12 protein-coding genes are annotated in these 20,250 nt (G+C 41.5%); 4 read left to right on the forward strand and 8 right to left on the reverse strand.

Going from position 1 to position 20,250, the window contains the following annotated elements:
• Positions 1-28: 28 nt before the first annotated feature.
• The 4 genes from ACEXOE_RS13680 to ACEXOE_RS13695 all read right to left on the reverse strand — a co-directional run bounded on the left by ACEXOE_RS13680 (position 29) and on the right by ACEXOE_RS13695 (position 4,553).
• Positions 29-880 (reverse strand): universal stress protein, encoded by an 852-nt coding sequence (locus tag ACEXOE_RS13680; protein ID WP_394749374.1) that lies wholly within the window; start codon positions 878-880, stop codon positions 29-31.
• Positions 881-966: 86 nt separating this feature from the next.
• Entirely contained in the window at positions 967-1,815 is an 849-nt protein-coding gene (locus tag ACEXOE_RS13685; RefSeq protein ID WP_394749375.1) for a universal stress protein, read from the reverse strand.
• A gap of 168 nt (positions 1,816-1,983) precedes the next feature.
• Complete coding sequence (locus ACEXOE_RS13690; RefSeq protein WP_394749376.1) at positions 1,984-3,036, reverse strand: response regulator; 1,053 nt, start codon at positions 3,034-3,036, stop codon at positions 1,984-1,986.
• On the reverse strand, positions 3,033-4,553 hold the full coding sequence (locus ACEXOE_RS13695; RefSeq protein WP_394749377.1) for a sensor histidine kinase: 1,521 nt from the start codon (positions 4,551-4,553) through the stop codon (positions 3,033-3,035). Before ACEXOE_RS13695 ends, ACEXOE_RS13690 begins: the two co-directional genes overlap by 4 nt.
• 88 nt (positions 4,554-4,641) lie before the next feature.
• On the opposite strand from ACEXOE_RS13695, the gene ACEXOE_RS13700 reads away from it, so the two are divergent.
• Complete coding sequence (locus ACEXOE_RS13700; RefSeq protein ID WP_394749378.1) at positions 4,642-5,064, forward strand: hypothetical protein; 423 nt, start codon at positions 4,642-4,644, stop codon at positions 5,062-5,064.
• Between the two features lie 10 nt (positions 5,065-5,074).
• Here ACEXOE_RS13700 and ACEXOE_RS13705 read toward each other — a convergent pair whose 3' ends face one another.
• From ACEXOE_RS13705 to ACEXOE_RS13715, 3 genes are all read right to left on the reverse strand, one after another.
• A complete protein-coding gene (locus ACEXOE_RS13705; protein WP_394749379.1) occupies positions 5,075-5,377 on the reverse strand; it encodes an HPF/RaiA family ribosome-associated protein in 303 nt (100 codons plus the stop codon).
• 241 nt (positions 5,378-5,618) lie between these two features.
• Positions 5,619-6,071 carry a RidA family protein gene (locus tag ACEXOE_RS13710; RefSeq protein WP_394749380.1) on the reverse strand — a complete coding sequence of 151 codons (453 nt, stop codon included), beginning with the start codon at positions 6,069-6,071 and terminating at the stop codon, positions 5,619-5,621.
• A gap of 53 nt (positions 6,072-6,124) precedes the next feature.
• Complete coding sequence (locus ACEXOE_RS13715; RefSeq protein WP_394749381.1) at positions 6,125-7,084, reverse strand: DUF1338 domain-containing protein; 960 nt, start codon at positions 7,082-7,084, stop codon at positions 6,125-6,127.
• A gap of 52 nt (positions 7,085-7,136) precedes the next feature.
• Here ACEXOE_RS13715 and ACEXOE_RS13720 point away from each other — a divergent pair, with 52 nt between their 5' ends.
• The 3 genes from ACEXOE_RS13720 (at position 7,137) to ACEXOE_RS13730 (ending at position 9,559) form a co-directional block, all read left to right on the forward strand.
• Positions 7,137-8,024, forward strand: coding sequence for a LysR substrate-binding domain-containing protein (locus tag ACEXOE_RS13720; RefSeq protein ID WP_394749382.1), 888 nt, complete (start codon positions 7,137-7,139; stop codon positions 8,022-8,024).
• Between the two features lie 126 nt (positions 8,025-8,150).
• Complete coding sequence (locus ACEXOE_RS13725; protein ID WP_394749383.1) at positions 8,151-8,735, forward strand: PhnA domain-containing protein; 585 nt, start codon at positions 8,151-8,153, stop codon at positions 8,733-8,735.
• Positions 8,736-8,818: 83 nt separating this feature from the next.
• Positions 8,819-9,559 carry a tyrosine-protein phosphatase gene (locus tag ACEXOE_RS13730; protein ID WP_394749384.1) on the forward strand — a complete coding sequence of 247 codons (741 nt, stop codon included), beginning with the start codon at positions 8,819-8,821 and terminating at the stop codon, positions 9,557-9,559.
• 81 nt (positions 9,560-9,640) lie between these two features.
• On the opposite strand, the gene ACEXOE_RS13735 is transcribed toward ACEXOE_RS13730, so the two are convergent.
• Entirely contained in the window at positions 9,641-19,951 is a 10,311-nt protein-coding gene (locus ACEXOE_RS13735) for a malectin domain-containing carbohydrate-binding protein (protein ID WP_394749385.1), read from the reverse strand.
• Positions 19,952-20,250: the final 299 nt, after the last annotated feature.

A 20,250-nucleotide genomic window follows, 5' to 3' on the forward strand; every position in this document is an offset into this window, starting at 1 on the left:
AATGTCGTCTATTGCGGTACGTTGTCATCTAAAAAACCATATTGGGCATAACCAATAGCGGGACTTCGGTATGAAAGCCTACATTTTTAACTACGGCTTCCTGGGTGAGTTTTTCCATAAAAGTGTGCTTGTAATGCATTAGGGCCACCATTTCTGCATTTTGCGTTTTGGCAAACTGATGTATTCCTCTAGAAATATTGTCCTTTAAGGCTACCTCATGGTATTTAAAATTTATCCCCTTAAAGCGCTCTTCCAGCATTTTCTTATTTAATTTTTGGGCCTCACTTAAGGAAAATTCCTGTGCGATATAAAAAACATGCAATGCCGCGTCCCATAATGAAATCATATCCAATAGGGGTTCCAACTCGTAGCGTTCATAAAAATGAGTAAAGTCAGTTGGGAATACGATCTGTTTCAATCCTTGAAAATTATACTTTTCCGGTACGGCAATAAGAGGACAATTACGAACAGATTTCATAAGTTGAACCGTAGTACTCCCCAAAAAAATTTGTTTAGCTCCGGTTGCACCTTGGGTGCCCATAATGATGGTATCTATACGTTGTTTGCGTTGGGTGTTCTTTACAACTTCTACCAAGTTTCCCCTTGCTGAAATATAATCTATGGCATGCATTTCATTGCCGTAATGCTCCTCAAAATAGCGTTCAATTTTCTTCATTTCCTGAACGGAGGACTCCGCCATCGACTTTAAAAGCATCCCTACACGTACAGAAGTTTTAGACCCTAAACTATTGGTAGGATTTGGATCGTAAGCATTGAGAATGTAAAAATGACAGGGTACTTTCCCAAATAGTTTAAGGGCATAAAAAATAGCATTCCATGCATTATCCGAGAAATCCGTGGGCAATAATATATTCTTCATCACTAGTCGTTTTTCATGGTGATAAAGGTATTTTAGCGCCTACATATAAACTATGATAAATATCAGGATACTCCCATAATCACCAACTACCCATGAATGACATAAAAAGGAGTGGTGATCTGAAAACTCAGTTGTTCTATCGTAGAGTTAAACAAAGTCTGTTGTAAAAAATTCAGGTTCTTGGCTACCATCACAATCATATCTGCTTTATGGTCTAAAGCAAATTGCTCTATGGCCGTGGCAATTTTTGCCCCCATAGGCAAATGAAATTCATGAGAACCTAGAAATTCCTCCTTAAGAAAGTCCTTAAGATAGGTGTAGTTATGTTTTTGTTCCGAATTCCACACTTTACTTTCTTTAGCAACGTGTATTACGTGTAAACGGGCATTGTTCTTTCTTACCAATGTAGCAAGTGTATCCAACACTTTAAACGAATAAAAAATCGTATAGTCCGTTGGGAAAATAATTTCTTTGGGCAATCTGTACTGCGCCTGCTGGGGTATGATGAGTGTATTACAATGTACCTTCGTAATGACATCCCCGGTATTACTTCCTACAATGATTTTTTTAATACCACTGGCGCCTTTGGTGCCCATTACAATGGTGTTGATCTGCTTCTCCTTTACATGTCTTTTTAGTGCTTCTATAAAGGTTCCGAAATCCAAAATGGAATAAAACCGATGCTTTGTATTTTTGGAAGTTCTTTTTATTCGAATTAAAAAATCATTCAGATGCTGTTCAAAGGGAGGAATAACATCATTTTCCTTAGCTTCCGTGCCTGTTACAAGGCTAAATCCGTTAAGGCCAATGTCTGGTGCGTTGGTCACGTGTAGGACATAAAACTTGCATGGGGTATTTTTAAAAAACGCCATGGCATACACAAGGGCATTCCAAGAATTTTTGGAAAAATCGGTAGGAAATAAAATATTTTTCATGAAACTAGTTTCTACACCTCTTCAACAATTGAAAACTATTTCACTTTACAAGGACCTCAACCCATTTGCCGTTATGCTTTATCTTTCAATGCCTATCAGGTACTGCTCAAAACAAATGTATGCTTTGGCCCGTAGCCACCCTATGATAAAAATCATTTTCCTTTTCCCTTAATTTATATAACGAAGGGCTTCAAGGGCTACGATGCGTATATTTCTACCTTCCACGGCAATCAACCCTTCTTTTTTGAAATCAGATAATGTGCGTATAAGACTCTCCGTGGCAATACCGGCAACACTGGCCAAATCACTCCTGGATATCTTAATAGGGTCTTCGGTTCTTCGATTCAGGATTTCAGCAAATTGAAGTAAGGTTTGGGCGGTCTTTTTTCGCACAGAACTATAGGCCATTTGAAGCAATTGCGCTTTGATTTCCGATATGTTTTCTGTCAACAATTCCAATAGCTCTATAGAAATGTCTTGGTGCTTCGCCAAAATTTCTTTGAGCTCAATTTTGGATATTCCGGCAAGTTCCACCTCCTCTACCGCTGAGGCATTCTCTTGATGTGGGTTATTCCCCATAAAAGAACTAAAGCCTAAAAAGTCATCCGCGCGATGCAATGAAGTAATCAACTCTTTACCATCGGCATCCATCTTATGACATTTTACAACGCCTTTAATAATCAAATAAATTCTATTGGAATGTGTTCCCTCTGCATAAATCACTTCTCCCTTTTTAAACCTATAGGTTTTTCCATTGTCATCAAAGAAATTTTTAAGCTCATGGAGCGTATGCATCTGAACGCTATCCTGTGCCTGGGTTTCTCCTTCCTTATCCTGCCCCTGAGCCAAAATTTCGGCTTTGGCCAAGCGACTTTCAATGGCACTTACCAAATCTTCTTCTTCAAAAGGTTTTGTAAGATAATCATCGGCACCAAGGTTCATGCCCTTCCTAATTTCCTTATGCTCGGTTTTGGCAGAGAGAAATATAAAGGGGATATGTTTGGTGAGTTCATTGGTAGATAGGGTTTCAAGCACTGTATAACCATCTAGTACAGGCATCATAATATCGCAGATTACAATATCAGGAAGATGTTCTTTGGCCTGTGCAATTCCGATTTTTCCATTAGATGCGGTTAAGAGTTCGTAATTGTTTAACTCTAACAATTCTGCCGTATTTTCCCTTAAAACCGTATCGTCTTCAATTAGGAGTATTTTTTTCATGATAAATGCTTTTTATGACCCAAAGGAATGCTTATGCTAAATGTAGATCCTTTATCTACCTCACTTTGAAAAGAAATCTCCCCGTCTAAATTTTCAAGATGTTGCTTCACGATATTTAATCCAATACCCGTTCCCTGGTTTAAAAGAGCATTCTCTGCCCTGAAATAACGATTGAAAATATACTTCTGGTCTTCTTTGGGAATCCCCATCCCTTGATCCATGATATGAAGATCCAGTGTTTCCTCTTTTCGTTCTACCTGTATGGCAATATTGGTGTTTTCCGGGGAATATTTTATGGCATTATTAATGAGGTTTGTTAAAATCAGTTCCAAAATCTTCTCATCAAAATATAAGTTAAGGTCATCAATATTTTCAGGATACAGGATATGCTGTCCCGATTTCAGTAACATATTTGCATCATAGATCACCTCGTTAACTACTTTGCTCAAAGGGAAAAAGGTAGCTTTATAATTTACCTTACCCGATTCTAAACGTTCTACCGATAAAAAATCATTTAAGATATTATCCAGATACTTTACCTTATTCTGAATAGTGGCAATATGTTTATTGCGTTTTTCCTGTTGTTCGGTAGTTTTATATTTGGATAACAGGGCTGTAGAGGTAAGTATACTGCTCAAAGGGGTTTTAAATTCGTGGGAAACCAAAGATAAAAACCGGGTCTTAAGTTCATTCAATTCTTTTTCTTTGGTCAAAGCCAATCGCAATTGTTCCGTACGCTTTTTTACGGTTTCTTCCAAGCGTGTCATATAATTACGCCTTTCCGTGATGTCCAAAATAATAGCAAAAAATACCTTGGTATTCCCAGAAGTGGACAATTGCAGATGAACCTCTACAGGGTAGGTTGTACCATCTTTACGCCTATGAATAGTATCGAATACAATTTTTTCACGAGCCCCATCCAATAGCGGTTGTACCAGAGTCTTAAATTCCGTCAGGGAAAAATTGGGTTTAATCGCTATTGGGGTAAGTTCTCGTAACTCAGATACAGTATACCCAATATTCTGTTGGGCTCCTATATTCGCGTTTAAAAACTTAAACGTACTTACATCAAAAATAAAGATTTCGTTTAACGATTCATCGAAAATCTTTGCCCAGTGTTTCAATTCTTGCTCTGTCCGCTTCCGCTCTGTAATATCCATGATCAAGGCCATGATATATGTGGATCCTGAAATCTCAAAGGGGTTTAGCCCTACCTCCACAGGAAATTCTTCCCCTTCCTTTCTGATACCATACAAATCCTGCCCTTTCGCCATTTGGCGTTTCGCTTTCTTCTTTATAAAATGTTCAAAATGGTTTCCATGGGCATGATGATATTGTGAAGGAATGAGAACATGTAAAGGCTTGTTCCATAATTCTTCTTTCCCATAACCAAACATCTCCTCTGCTGAAGAGTTGACCCCTACGATCTGCTGCCTTTCGTTAACAACGATAACACCTTCCGAAATCCCTTCCGATAGGAGATTGAAAATATGGCTGTTTTTTTGAAATACCCTCATATTCCAAAATTACGCTATTGAGCTGATTTTAATCATATTTAAGTATGGTATTATACATTAGTTTTGATAGCATCGAAAACCCTTTATTATGCAATTGAGTTCACAAAAATTAGATCAAGAGTTTTACGAAAATCTTGGGAAACTATTTTATGCAATGGCTATGGCAGACAGGCGTGTTCATCCCAAAGAGATCGAAAAATTGCGCACGTTTATTCGGCAATACTGGCTCGATATCGATGCAAGCAAAGACGATTTTGGAGAAAGTGCCATCTATCAAATAGAAATCGTATTTGATTGGCTTATGGAAAAAGAAAAGGATTCTTCTTCTTGCCTCAAAGAATTTGAGGAGTTTTACTTGGCACATCCCCAAAAATTTTCAGTTCATAAGAAAATCCTAATCTTGGATACTGCAAACGCCATCGCTGCCTCTTTTTCAGGAAAAAACAAAGCTGAATTGATTTTACTGGGAAGGCTACAATTGCTATTTTCCTCTCCTAAAAAGCCTACATGACCAATGCGAGTCAAGACTTTCGTTGAAATACCTCTTTCCGCTTGCGCAATTGCTGTTCCAATCCATCCAAGGTTCCCACGAGGGCCTTCTCAAAATTGTCCGAAGTGGTCATCGCAAATAGTCTTGGCCCGGGAGCGCTTAATTCTATTTCGCAAATTTTTCCCAATCCTTCAGAATCATTAGCTTGTTTAAAACGTACTTTAGCGCGTATCAACCATTGATATCTTTTATTAAGCTTCTCTAATTTTGCACGAACAATCCCATTTAACGATTCACTGGTTTTCATACGTACATACTGAATTTCTACGGTCATATTATACTATTGTTTCTTCAAAACTAGAAGAAACAAATACGTATTAAAATGATATATATCAGTTTTTATCCGAGTGCAAATTTTGAATTTTGTTTCTAGGGAAAAGAACCGTTTTTTAAATCACATAAAATCCTATGAACTTCAGTTTTGCCCTTCTTGTCTATCTCGTATCCTATGGCCTAGCGGCTTTGTTCAATACGAACTTCCATGAAAGCAGTCGTAAAAAAATTAAGCAGGGTGACTAGGATGCGGGTTTCATTTCCACGACAATTTCAATTTCTACTGCCCAATTTCCGGGAATCACCATTCCAACTGCCGAACGGGCATGACTTCCTCCTGGAAACAAGCTGTTGAAAAAATGGGTAGCTCCATTGATTACCCCTGAGGTATTGTTGAAATCTTTCCCTACATTCACCATCCCCAACACTTTCACCACTTTAACAATATCATTGATATCTGCAATGGCTCCAACTGCTTTAAGGCAATTAAAGGCACATATTTCGGCGGCTTTGTACGCCGTTTCCAAAGCCACATCTTCCCCTACTTTTCCCTTGATCGGCGTTTGGGAATGGTTGGAAACCTGCCCTGAGGTATAAATTAAATTTCCGGTTCTTACCGCCTGGTGAAAATCCAATACTTCCAGAGGAGCGGGTTCGTATGCATACCCCAATTCCTTCAGCCTTTCAATAATCATATCCTTCTTGTTTAGGAGCTAAAATTATTAAAAAATATCGTAGTACAATGCCATCATACGTTTTGCGTTTGCTCGCTATACGTACTTTCAAATATTTTATCGGCATTGCCCGATTCAAAACCATCTCTGCGATGTTTTCTCTGAATAGTTTCCCGAGGTAAATCCTTGTACTGCAGAAGGGGTAAACGTTCTGCAAATTCAACATAACTCCCGGCAATCTTCATTTTTTCCCCTTGGGCAAATTCTGCCTCCACCATCTCTGCAACACTACTACTCTGTTTTAAGAGTCCATCAGGACTTGTCTTTATTTTTCCTCCCGAAGTATTTAGGACAAGGCCAATAGTTTCCAAAAAAGTATTAAACTGCTCCAAAGTATTATACTCCTTCGGTAAATCGTGTACACTAATCGTATAATGATTCAGGTAGTACCGATTGTAAATGACCCATGCGGCATATTCACTTTCTTTCAGTAAAGCCATATAATCTGCTTTCGTGGGAAGTTCCCAAAGGGGTTTATGGAAAAAAGCACCCACTTCCTCGGGCTTCGAAAAGTCCAATTGATCCACAGGGTCGGCCTTAATATTCCGGGTATATTTCTTGACAATGCCCTGAGTGCGTTCCGAAAAATCCTCCACTCGAAGCTCGCTGATAAAAATTCTAGGATAGCGTTCTTCCGGTGGTGCATACCAATGGGCATTGAGTTTCTTTTCCTCAAAGGAATACGCATCGCGTTTCTCGTAGCCATAGTGTAAGAAGATTTTTTCCAATGACGCCAATCCCAAATGTGGAACTCCTAAGGTTCTAAAGGCAATATGATCATTGTTAATTTCCATTTCATGGGCAATAATCCCTTCTGCAATCATTGCATCGCTTACTTTGTTTACATTCGGGACCCTATTTTTATAAGGTTGGAATATGGCATCCATAACCACTTTTAAATCTGTAATACCCATCACTTGCTGTATTTTATATCCTATTTCTTCACTACGGAAGTATAAGGGATCATAGTTCATATGACAAAATTAATTGTATTTTTGATCACAATCAATTCATATTAATGAACAAATGATAAGTAAAACAAATCAATTAGAATTACGACAATTGCGGTTTTTTGTGGCGCTTACCAAGACGTTACACTATCGTAAAGCTGCCGAAGATTTAGGTATTTCCCAATCCGCCTTAAGTCAACAGATCCATCATATGGAAAGCATGCTTGGAACCAAACTATTTGATCGCTCCAATAGGAAAGTGGTATTAAACAGGGCGGGTAGTCTATTTTTGAAGGAAGTTAAACCTATTCTGCAGCAGTTTGAGCAGTCCATGGTGCGTTGGGAATCTGTGATGAAGGGGCATTCTGGACAAATTACAATTGGTTTTGTGGGTTCGGCCATGCAAGCCTATCTACCTCCCATCCTTATAGCATTGGGGAAGACACATCCAGGCATTCAGTTACAATTACGGGAACTCACAAATTCCGAGCAACTTCTAGGACTAAAGGAAGGGCATGTAGATATTGGTTTTATGCGATCCAATCAGGTGACTTCAGATTTCAATATCAAAGAAGTATACCGTGAAAATTTTACTTTGGTACTGCCGAAAAATCATCCCGTAAATCAAAAAAACTTCAAAAATATCGGGCAATTCGCCAATGCGCCGTTTATCTTATTTCCCAATAACCAAAGTCAGCTCTACTATCAGCAAATTTTAAATCTCTGTGCCTCTTATGGCTTTAGTCCCCGCGTACAACATCAGTCCATACATGGTCCCACTATCTTTAGATTAGTAGAGAATGGCATGGGTATCGCCCTTATTCCGAATTCCTTAAGAGACAATCATAACTATGCCATTAAATACATTGAATTAACCGAAGTAGCACAAAAAACAGCATTATTTGCGGTTTGGAAAGGTTATAACGAAAATCCGGCACTACACCATCTCCTAAAATTCATTTAACTCCTAAGCTAAACGCTCCTAAAATTAATTGTTTACTAAACACCATGGGTTTTTGAAGCATCTTTGTTCAACTTAAATTTAAAATCCTATCGGGAATTGATGTACTTTTACGCGCAAAATATCCCTATGAGTATTGATAGAGAACTACAAAAGAGAAGCAATAATAGCTGTGAGCTTTGTGGAAACCAAGAGGATTTGGGAGTTTATCAGGTATTGCCTGCTAGAACAGGCTCCTTATCTGACAGCATAGTTGGGTGTGGCACTTGTATTTCTCAGATCGAGAATCCGGATACTACTGAAGAAAACCATTGGCGCTGTTTGAATGAGAGTATGTGGAGCGAGCAACTTGCGGTACAAGTAGTTGCCTGGCGCATGTTGTCTCGTTTGCGGCATTTAGGATGGCCACAGGATTTATTGGATATGCTCTATTTGGAAGAGGATGCTTTGGAATGGGCAAAGGCTACTGGGGAAGGTGAAGCTATTGAGGATAAGATTATCCATAAAGATAGTAATGGGGCCATTATCAATGCAGGAGACAGTGTTGTGCTTATTAAAGATCTTCCCGTTAAAGGTTCCAGTATGGTTGCAAAACGGGGAACGGCTGTAAGACGCGTGTCTTTAGATCACAATAATGCGGAATATATTGAAGGTAAAGTAGATGGGCAACATATTGTTATTGTCACAAAATACGTCAAAAAAATGCCGTCTTAAAACCTCTAAACATCTGCTTTACACTAATATATGTATCAATACGTTATATGGATGTATCCATTTTTGTTGAAATAAAATAAGGTATGTTTCATTTTTTCAGTAAGAAAAAATTTCTGGTCGATTCTTTAGAAAACCTGGTAGATATCCATAATCATATTCTTCCAGGAATAGATGATGGTGCCAAAACAACAGATGAAGCAATTGCCTTGATAAAAGGCTTTGTCGAAATAGGGATTCGCAATTTTGTGGCAACACCACATATTATGGGTGATCTTTATCCCAATACTTCAGAAACCATCCATAAAGCACTGAACTTGGTACAGAGTGAGCTTTTAAAGCACAATATTAAGGATATTGCTATAGAGGCCTCTGCGGAACACATGATTGACGTCGATTTTGAAAAATTATTAAGCGATGGAGAAGTACTGCCCTTAAGAAAGGAGTTTTTACTCGTAGAAATGTCGTATTTACAACCTTCCTTGAATTTTAAGGAAGCTATTATCAAAATAGCGGCTAAACGCTTCTATCCCATTTTGGCACATCCTGAACGTTATACTTTCTTTCATGGACATCTGTCTAGATATCAACGGTATAAAAACAAAGGCATCTCCTTTCAAATGAACTTATTATCACTCGGGGATTTCTACGGAAAAGAAGTCCAAAAAGTGGCCCATAAATTATTGAATGAGGGTTTGATAGACTATGTGGCGTCCGATGTGCATAATCTTCATCAATTGAATGCGCTAAAAGAGTTAGCTATAACACCCAAAACGGAGCAATTGCTACTTCCCGTTATCAATACTACCATTGAGACCTTTTACTAATTTCTTTAATTAAACGCTTCAATAAAAAACCCAGAATACAATGATATTCTGGGTTTTTTGTTTCTATTGGGCTCAGCCGTACTATCTACTGATTATCATCCTCAATTGATATTTTTCATTTTTTTCAGAGGTCATATGGATAAAATACAAGCCGTTGTCCATTGCACTAACATTAAAGCCATATCGTCCACTACCAACATTTACCTTGGCAGCATCATATTGTTTCACCAAACGCCCTGTAAGGTCAAATATCTGTATCGATCTCATTTGAACGGTGGTATCCGGAACCTCAATTTGAGCTTCAGCAATAACAGGATTTGGGAATAATCGCATTGTAGTATCCGTATTCGCAAAGGAAGTATTATCGATACGTGCAGCTGCTTGAGGTACAATGGTGAAGTTAAGGGCTATTGTAGGGCCTTGTGCTCCTCCTCCATTGGCGCCACTAAAGGATGTGGCACTTAGGCTATAGCTTCCAGACGGGAAGGGAACTCCTGCATAATTGCCCCCATTATCCCCAAACAAGGCATACGGTGCCACGTTTTCGGTTCTTGTGGTATTAATAGGGCCGGACATTGCCAATTGAACACTTCCAACAGGGATATTGGTATTGGCTCTAATGGCCAAATCTATCCCTTGAATAGTAAAGGCATTGATATCCATTCCGTCGGTCAATTGAATCAAATCCTGATTGGTTGTAGCATTTACCAAGGTAAAACTGACCACCCCATCTTGAACCGATGGAGCATCAACGGTTACGAGCGTTGAAGTAGTATCTTCCAACCCTTCTGTATCAACAACACGTAAGCTTACAGTATAAACTCCCGGGCTATTAAAACTATGTGTCGGATTGATTCCTGTTGAAGTATTTCCATCATCAAAATTCCACTCATAGGACACGATACCCACATCGTCAGAAGAATTACTCCCAACAAAATCGATTTCTAAAGGAGCTTCTCCGGACAAGGTGGATGCATTGATAACCGCAGAGGGCGGTATATTGGTATTGCCCACGGTATCCACAATAGAGAATTGAATGGTTAAGGTCTGCCCAGGTGTTCCTCCCAAGGCCGCCTGACTAAAAGAAGTGGCCGTAATGGTATAATTACCTACAGGGAATAAATTTCCTCCATAGTTCAATCCGGAATTGCTATCTCCAAAAAGGGCATAAGGAAAGATATTCTCTGTTTGTGTGTGATTTATGGGCCCAGATAAGGAAAAGGACACACTACCAACGGTAGCTGGGTTTGTATTGGCTCTGATCGACAATAGGTTTTGTACTGTCCCTGCTTCAATCTGCATTCCTTCCGTAAGCTCAAATAAATCGGTATTAGTATCTGCGTTGATCAAGGTAAAGCTCACCACTCCTTCTGGAGCTACAGGTTCCGTTACCGTAATTTGCACCGTAGCCGTGTTCTCGGCACCTTCATCGTCCACTACCCTTAAACTGGCATTGTATACTCCTGGGCTAGTATAGGTATGGGTAGGATTAATTGCCGTTGAAGTGTTTCCATCATCAAAATTCCAATCGTAGGTCACAATGGTACCATCATCCGTAGAATTGCCTCCTGTAAAATTGACTTCCAAAGGACTTGTTCCGGTGATTGGGGTAGCATCTGCCACAGCCACTGGAATCTGATTGCCTCCATCTTGTCCTATAACCGTAACATTATCGAAGGTATACACTTCATTATCAAAAGAAACGTCCGCTTCAATCACTATCTGTACGGTACTTCCTACTATGTTATTCACCGTAAATGTTTGGGGTTCGATATCATCCCGAACTTCACCAAATTGAATCAATGGCCCACCATCCACGCTATAGGATGCCCTGACAAAATCTGCTGTTTCCTTATTATTATCCCCATCGTTGACATCCACGGATAGGGATACCGTTCCATTGATTGCTATCAGTTCCGAAGTCCAGACACCGGGTGCATTACTATTCACTGAGGTTACAAAGACACCATTCTGTACTTCAAATTGCCCTGCATCCCTTGTTGAAGTCCAGGCAGTACTTCCATTATCTATAGTAGCCCCATTGGCCAAATCCTCAAAATCTTCTAACCAAATTATTCCCGCCGTAGGGATATCCCTATAAGTCGCATTAATGGTAATGTTAGCCGCCGGCATGGTCAATGATGTAGAAGCGCTATTAACATTCTGGATGCCACCGACATCCCCGGTCCACGCTAAAAATTCTTGTCCCGGCAATGGCGCATCGGCCGTAATGATGACTTCCTGTCCTGCTTCAAAACTACCATCTCCTGTACCATTTTCCACAAGGAGGTCAAAAAACACCGGTGGGGTGCTGTCTATCTGACCAAATACGGTAACATTATCTATTGTATAGAACTCCCCGCTAAAGGAAACGTCTGCCTCCACAATAATCTGTATGGTACTACCTGTAATATTATCTGCAGTAAACGTTTGAGGGTTAATATCACCACGCACCTCTCCAAACTGTACCAATGGTCCACCGTCTACGCGATACGATGCTCTTACAAAATCTGCCGTTTCCTTGGTATCGTCCCCATCATTGACATCAATGGTCAATGAAACCGCACCAGTGATAGGAATAATTTCTGAGGTCCACACGCCTGGGCCATTACTATTTCCATTGGTTAAAAATGCCCCGTTTTCTACTTGAAAAACGCCACCATTCCTTGTGGAACTCCAAGCTGTAGTTCCATTATCAACTGTAGTTCCATTGCCTAAATCTTCAAAATCCTCGATCCACACAATGCCTATCTCAGGCTCGTTAATGGTCCAAATAAAATCTATGGTCGATGTTCCTGTTCCCGATACCTGCACCTCCACATTATACGGACTATTTGCTGCGGCCCCATCGATCTGCGTTTGCGAAGACTCACTTAGTGCAGTCAATTGGGCATCTGAGAAATCAGGACCATCTACGCGATACAAGGCCATTTTATCTATAACGTGGCCCGCGGAACGTTCAGAAACTTCCATGGTATATGTTCCGGCATTCTCAAACCAAACGTAAATTTCATGGGCATCATTATCACTGGTCCTGGCCTGCCAATCATAAACTCCCGAGGACCCCCCACTTCTGTAAATCTTGAGATAGCCGTTAGCCGTTGCGCCCTCTGGTCTGGTTGCCGCAGTCTCTCTACCACTACCTACCGGAAAAACAATATTGTTTTGAGCGCCCTGCAAGTTGGAAATCAATGCCGCTTCGCTGATCGGATTCCCTTGGAAACCAAAGAACCATACTCCATTGGTATTTGGTAAACGCAACCAACTATCATTTTGATCCGTCGAAGAATTTCCTCCAAATAGATTTCGCCAATTAAAACGATATACCCCAGGCGTATTGATGGTTATTTCATAAGGGATCATACCTCCATTTTGATCATTAAAGTGATCTTCACTCGCTGTAATTCCAAGAGCTCCTCCAGTATTGGTCTGGGACCAGCCGGCCTCTAATTCTCCAGATTCCATTTCAATGACCAATACTCCATTTGCCTCATTAAAGGCCCCACCAGTAGTGGCACCGGAGATTGTACCCGAAATCAATCCTGTAGCGGCATCAATATTGAGTCCTGGAGGCAGGTTCGTTGCACTATAGGTCAGACCTCCATTGGCATTGGTAACCTGTATGGGTAAGGCAACTACATCTCCTTCCGTATTTTCTTGATTTCCTGGATTAACCACTTCAGGATCAACTATCAAGTCATCTGTTAAGTTAATAGAGATACTGGAATCTTCGCCATAGTTTATGGTCAACACCGCTGCATTGCCATCAAAGGTGCTATCTAGACCCACAGTAAGGGTATGGGAAAAACCGTTGGTGCGATCACCCGCGATTACACCAGTGTTCACTTCTCCACTTACCATAGAAAAATTGGCAGCGCTAGGGCCACTAATTTCCATCGATCGAATATATATCCCATAGGTATGTTCAAGAGCCGCTAAAGTAATGTCTGCTGTATCACCATTTGTAATTGTTACTGTCGCGGGTGCCGTTAAGGGTGCCGCAATATTGGTTTCTCCCACTGGAGCGTTCACTCCTAGAACTTCAAGGTTGCGTTGGTTTCCACCTCCTCGATTTGGCGATCCACCAAGGGTAAAAATACCATCTCCAGATAAAATCGCTTGGGTTCCCTGACGGGCATGATTTAAATTATCTATACTTCTCCATTCCCCGGAAGCTGTATCAAAAACTTCTGTGACATCAAAAGCGCCATTTTGTGCCAGTGACTCTCCTCCCAAAACAATCAATTGATCATTATAACCTACAGTGGCCGCTCCCGCACGTGGGGTCGGAATATTTTGATCTGCAGGTAAGGTCGTCCATTGATTGGTGGTAAAATCATAACGGTCTACTTCTGAAAGTACAGGGGCAAAAACGCCTCCATTACCACCAGAAAGTCGTCCTGCAGCAGCATAAAGCGAATCCCCGATCACCACGGCACTAAAATGGTCCCTTGGGTTTGGAGCATCCTCTAAAACGGTCCATACACCGGTTGCCGGATCATACTCATCGAACCAGGGAACAAAACCACCATCGTGACCATCTGTGTTTCCTCCTAAAATATAGAATCTATCATTAAACAGTGCCAAGCCGGCAGAACCTCGTCTTCGATTCACAGGAATTTCAGGGCCTTGAATCCATTCCAGATTAACCGGGTCAAAAATCCATATGTATTCCGCTGGTACCTCATTGGGAAAATTATTCGTCTGGAAAGCCCCGATAACCCAGATTAGGCCTTGGTATTCTGTAGCTTGGAAGTGGTTGAATTCCAATCTACGGGTTGGATCATTGGGGTCTAAAGGTGTGATATTGTTCAATGCCTGCCAACTATCGTTAGTATAGTCATATACATCTACCGTATTTGCATTTTCCCTACCGCCCATAAGGTAAAAACGATCTCCGGCCTGCACAAAGGAATTTTCATGGCGCGGGGTGTAGTTTTCGTTTTCGTTCAAATCTGTCCACAAAGGATTTATGATCCATTGGAATTCAACAACGGCATTATCTGAAGTGATCAAATCACTATCATCTACCGTAATAGAAACATTATAGGGACTATTGATATAGGCATCCGCAGCAATAGTACCTCCAATTTGTCCATTGGTTGGTTCAATAACAACGCCTGGGGGCAATCCCTCGGCCGTATATTGTAAATTGCCGTTTCCACCACTGGCGATTACGCCCAAACTACCATCCAAAGCGGTATTTACATCATTATTTTGATCAGGAATGGCGGTAACTTCTATGGGTATTTCTTCCGCAGTAGCCCTTAAAATTTCAATGGCGTTCAAAAATGGATTTTCCAATTGATGATCAAATACAATATCCAAGATGCCATCGGTTACGGGAACTTGGTAGGTCAATACTCCCCCGGTCAGGTCGCCAAAGGCAGCAATGGGATCAAAATCATCTTCCACCAGATTTCCTTCAATTAAAATATCGAAGAAACGGTCTCCTACCTGATTTGTTCCATCAAATCCGTTCCCCAAATATATTCGCACCACATAATCCCCATTTTCGACCACTGGAAAGCTATAGGTCATATCAGGTACAGCGGCATCCAAATCGAACCGTTCCGTATCAAATATGCTTAAAGGCGTGGTGGTTTGGTCAACTTCCGGAGTGAAGGTAGTAAGGGTAAAGCCAAATACATTATCCGTTCCCGCTTGGGACAAGAAAGGGGAATTGTTGACCGTAGTATCTTCTCCCCAAGCAATATCCCCATCAATTGAAGGAATTTCAGGGCCACCCGCATTTACCCTATAGAGCACATTGGAAGGCACATTAATCGTCCATATAAAGGTTGTCGAAGCGATATCTGTGGTATCGCCATCCGTATCATCTGCCGTCACCGTGACCGTATAGGGGCTATTGGCAGCCGCCAAAGCATCGATACTCCCAGTAAACTGCCCTGTATTGGCATTCAGTAACACGCCTGGGGGCAATCCTTCCGCACTATACTGAAGTGCGCCCTGGCCTCCCGTTGCCGTAACGGTCAAATTTCCATCTAGGGCAGCACCCGCAACATTCAGTTGGTCTGCAATGTCATCAATGGCAATGGGCGTGTTAGGTATGGTATTGTCTATAATTTCAATAGCATTCAGGAAAGGATTTTCCAACTGATGATCAAAAACAATATCCAAGGCCCCATCGGTTACGGTTACTTGATAGGTCAATACTCCACCGGTAAGATCGCCAAAGGCTGCAATGGGATCAAAATCATCTTCCACCAGGTTTCCTTCTATTAAAATATCGAAGAAACGATCACCCACTTGATTTGTTCCATCGAATCCATTTCCTAAATAAATCCGCACCTCGTATGCTCCATTATCGATAATAGGAAAAGAATAGGTCATATCCGGTGCTGCCGCACTTAGATCAAAACGTTCGGAATCAAAAATGCCCAAAGGTGTTGTATTCTGATCGATTTCAGGTCTAAAATTTGTAAGGGTAAATCCAAAGACATTATCGGTCCCTGCCGCCGCCAAGAAAGGGGAGTTGTTGAGGGTAGTATCTTCTCCCCAAGCGATACCACCATCAATAGCGGGTATTTCGGGTCCTCCAGCATTCACTCGGTAGAGTACATTAATGGGGTTGAATATGCTCCAAGTAAAGGTTTCTGTAACACTATCCGAAGTTGTAGCGTCACTATCATCTACCGTAATCACCACATTATATGGGCTATTCACCGCGGCCGACGCTTCAACGGTGCCAGTCAACTGCCCTGTAGTAGGATTCAATACTATACCGGGAGGCAGTCCTTGGGCCGCATATTGCAAAGCTCCTTCCCCCCCATCGGCCACTACAAATAAAGTACCGTCCAATGTGGATCCGGCTGCTGAATTCTGATCGGCAATAGGGGCTATGTTAATCAAAGAAGGTGGCGTAGGTATACTTAGAATTTCGAGGGCATTTAAAAATGGATTTTCCGTTTGATGATCGAATACAATATCTAAAACACCATCCGTAACTTCTACTTGAAAACTTAGCACACCTCCGGTAAGATCCCCAAATGCTGCAATGGGATCAAAATTATCCTGAACCAAGTTTCCTTCAATCAAGATATCAAAAAAGCGATCTCCTATTTGATTTGTTCCTTCGTAACCATTCCCCAAATACACTCTTACTTCATAATTTCCACTTTCCGTAATAGGAAAAGAATAGGTCATATCTGGAGCCGCGGCACTCAAATCAAAACGTTCTGAGTCGAATATATCCAATGGTGTCGTGCTTTGATTCACCTCAGGGGTAACACCGGTCAATGTAAAACCAAATACATTATCGGTTCCTGCCGCAGCAAGAAAAGGAGAATTGTTGAGTGTAGTATCTTCCCCCCAGGCGATTCCGCCATCAATGGCTGGGATTTCAAGGCCTCCCGCATTCACACGATACAATACCTCTGCCAATCCCGAAACCAAAACTGTAAAGGTTTGGGCAATTGAATTCCCTTCCGCATCCGTGGCCCGGATCGTTATTTCCGCTATGGCTGCAACATCTGGATAACTTAATGTCAGTGTGTTTCCTACAATGCTGGCCCCTATTCTGGTATCCGTATTTCCTTCAATGCTATAGGTCAGGTTCGCTGTATTTTCCCCATCGGCAAAAAAGGTATTTAGATCCAGCGTTTCATTGTCCGTTCCAACGGTCCGCTCAATATTGGCAATATCCTGTACAATAGTGGGTTGTCCATTAGTAACATTGAGGAATCCCCAAGTTCCTTCAACCTCGACACCTGGGGCATTGGAAGTACCGATAAATCCAACCGCCAAATCTTGCGCATTGCCTTGAATGGCATTGAGGATACTTCCCTGAGCCATCACAGTTCCAATGGTCGTGCGCTCCCCTCCATCTGCCGCAAACTGTAAATTCACCGATCCGGTGGATGGGTCAACTACAAAATACAGCACCACGCTCCCTTGGGGGCGATCTAGAGTAGGAATAGGAAAATCTACAGGAGCCTGTGGCACATCATTAATTTCCTGAAGTGCGGTAAACCCATTTTGGGTAAGTACAAATTTGATATAATTGCTTTGCGTGCCATCCCCAATAAAAAATCCAAGTTCCGCATTGGGCGCGGAAACATTTCCGTACAATTGTAATGGAGCATCAAAATTGACGATATTTCCAGCCACCGTGAAAACACCAACACTTTGATCTACCTGTACCCCGTATTGAAATCCTTTTTCCTGTGTATTGGTGCCTCCCAAAGCTGTACCCGAGGTCATTTGCATGGTCATGGCGCCAATAGCACCCCCAAGAATATCATTGGGATTGGGGTCATTGGGATCATCTCTTCTGTCGATCCAGTTCAACCAATTTTGATTGGTATCCCCATTGTTCATTAGTCCTGTCATACCAAGCCCCAAAAAACCTCCTAAGGCGGTATCCGAAAATAATTCATTGCTTATGGGAACGGTAAAAGCATCAGAGCCTCCCAGCAAGGGATCTCCCAATTGAAAGGGGTCATTCGCATCCAAGATACCATCATTATCATCATCGGTATCGTTCAAATCGGAAATTAAAGCACCTCCCGCAAGCTGGTCAAAATCATTGGGTTGAGATCCTCCATTACAGATATCCGTCCCATTATCTATTTCGTCTTGATTGCTATAGCCATCATTATCATTATCTGCCAAAGGATCATATCCAGGATCTCCAGGTTGTAAACATTCTATAAAATCTTGAGGCTCCAAAACAATAAGTCTTCCATTCAAGGTACCCACCCAAATGGTTCCTGGAAAAATATCCGTATCGCTATTACAGCTAATGCCCAGTGCATTTCCTCCCAAACCTGAGATAAAATTGGCGCTGAATCCTCCTCTGCCCCCACTGGCATTCAATTGTAATCTTCGCAATAGACCACCATTGGTACCCGCAAGTAGATCTCCTTGCATGGCCCCTCCAAAATTAGAAGCCGTATACTCATCGATACCATTGGTATTGGTACCCCAGTTGATGACATTATTATCTCCGGGACCATCGGGATTTGGAACACTGGGACCTCGCCAGTCCCCTTCATCTGCATTGGCCATGTTCAAGGGAACAGGGGGCCAGTTGGCGGGAAGGCCCAAATTTGGATCTGTGGTAGAACCGGGGGTAGAACCATCTGGATCATAAATTTGTGTTCTAAAGACTGCACCGGTATTTCCATCTTGTAAAGGTGCCGTGTACAAGCCTGCCCCTAAGGGATTTGCCCTAACAGGGTTAGGATGTCCCCCATATAGCGCTCCAAAATTATAGTTTTGTATATCTGTGGTCACCAATTGTAGGTGATCCACATTATCTATAAGTTCTCCACCAGTAGCCACGTTACTTCCCGGTTCGGCAGGATCATAATTGTTGGTCACAATACTGGTTCCCGTACCAGGGTCTAACAAACCTTCGTTCGCAGGGAGTCCTCCCCAACCCCTATTGGCACCATTATCAGTAACATATACAGCTCCACTTTCCGTTAATACCAGATCATAGGTATTTCGATATCCAGGAGAAAAAATTTGTACGGGACCATTGGGAACCAACATCGCCTGGTTTAGCCCATCATTTCCTCCAAAGGGGTCATTGACATCTATTCCATCATAACCCGGAGTATCTGGATCATTTATGCCATTAGCATTTGCCCGGGTGGGATCATCCAGGGTTGGGATATCATAAATATAGGCCCTTCCATTATCATTGAGAATGGGCATGCTTTCCAATTGTGTAAGATTAACCGAGAGTACGGCCCCTGATAATGCATATTCACAGGTGAAGACAAAATTTATGGAAGGTGCTCCGGCATTGGTATGTCCCCCTTGGGCAACAATTAAATAATCGATACCATTGATGGTTGCAAACTCCAAACCATTGGTAGCGTGGTTTTCTTCCGATCTTGGTAGCCCTCGGACCATATCCACCGCTTCCCATACACCATTATTCAATGTAAGTCTGGTGATGATACCGGAATTGGTATCCAATCCCAAATCTCCACTTCCACCTCCACTACCGGCCCCAATTCTAAAATCGCTGGAACTAACATAAATTATGGGATTTTCTGCAGTTCCCACAACCGTTAATCCGGTGGTTTCCCTCAAGGTACTAGAATCTGTAGTTCCATCATCATTGTGATTTTGGATCTCATTAATATTCGTCAGCGTTTCTGAAGCCGTTACTACATAATTGCCCGGGCCATTTCGCTCAATAGTCAACACTTTTATGGTTCCCGTGACCTCGGCCACATACAATCGTCCATCTGGACCGTACATTAAGGAAGTAACATTGGCAACCGATCCATTCCCATTGAAATTTACATTGTTTTGGCTGAAATTTTGTGCATGAACTATTGAAAAGCTCACATTAATGATAAAGAACACTGCAAATACGATACGCATTGGCACTTTGGTGTAAAGATTGGTCATAGATCCCAAGGATAAACGTTAAAAAAATTCAAAAAAATTAAATGGGGGAAAGAATTGTAGGCCTTGCAAAAATATTAAGTTTTAAAGCGAGTGAATCATCATACGACCTTAATTCGTTTAATTACCGCACTTCATCGATGAAATGCACATTCCATAGTTGAGGAAATATTGAATTTTATTTAAGAAAAATTTACATAAAATTATGATAACGTTTTGCTCCCTAAATCCCGTTGAAATCCCTTACTTTCTTTCCGGATTTTAAGGTAATCCCATAAAAAAAGGGTCTATACATTTGCATA

Origin of the sequence: Spongiimicrobium salis (genome assembly GCF_043678055.1) — a bacterium.
GTDB lineage: Bacteria > Bacteroidota > Bacteroidia > Flavobacteriales > Flavobacteriaceae > Spongiimicrobium > Spongiimicrobium salis.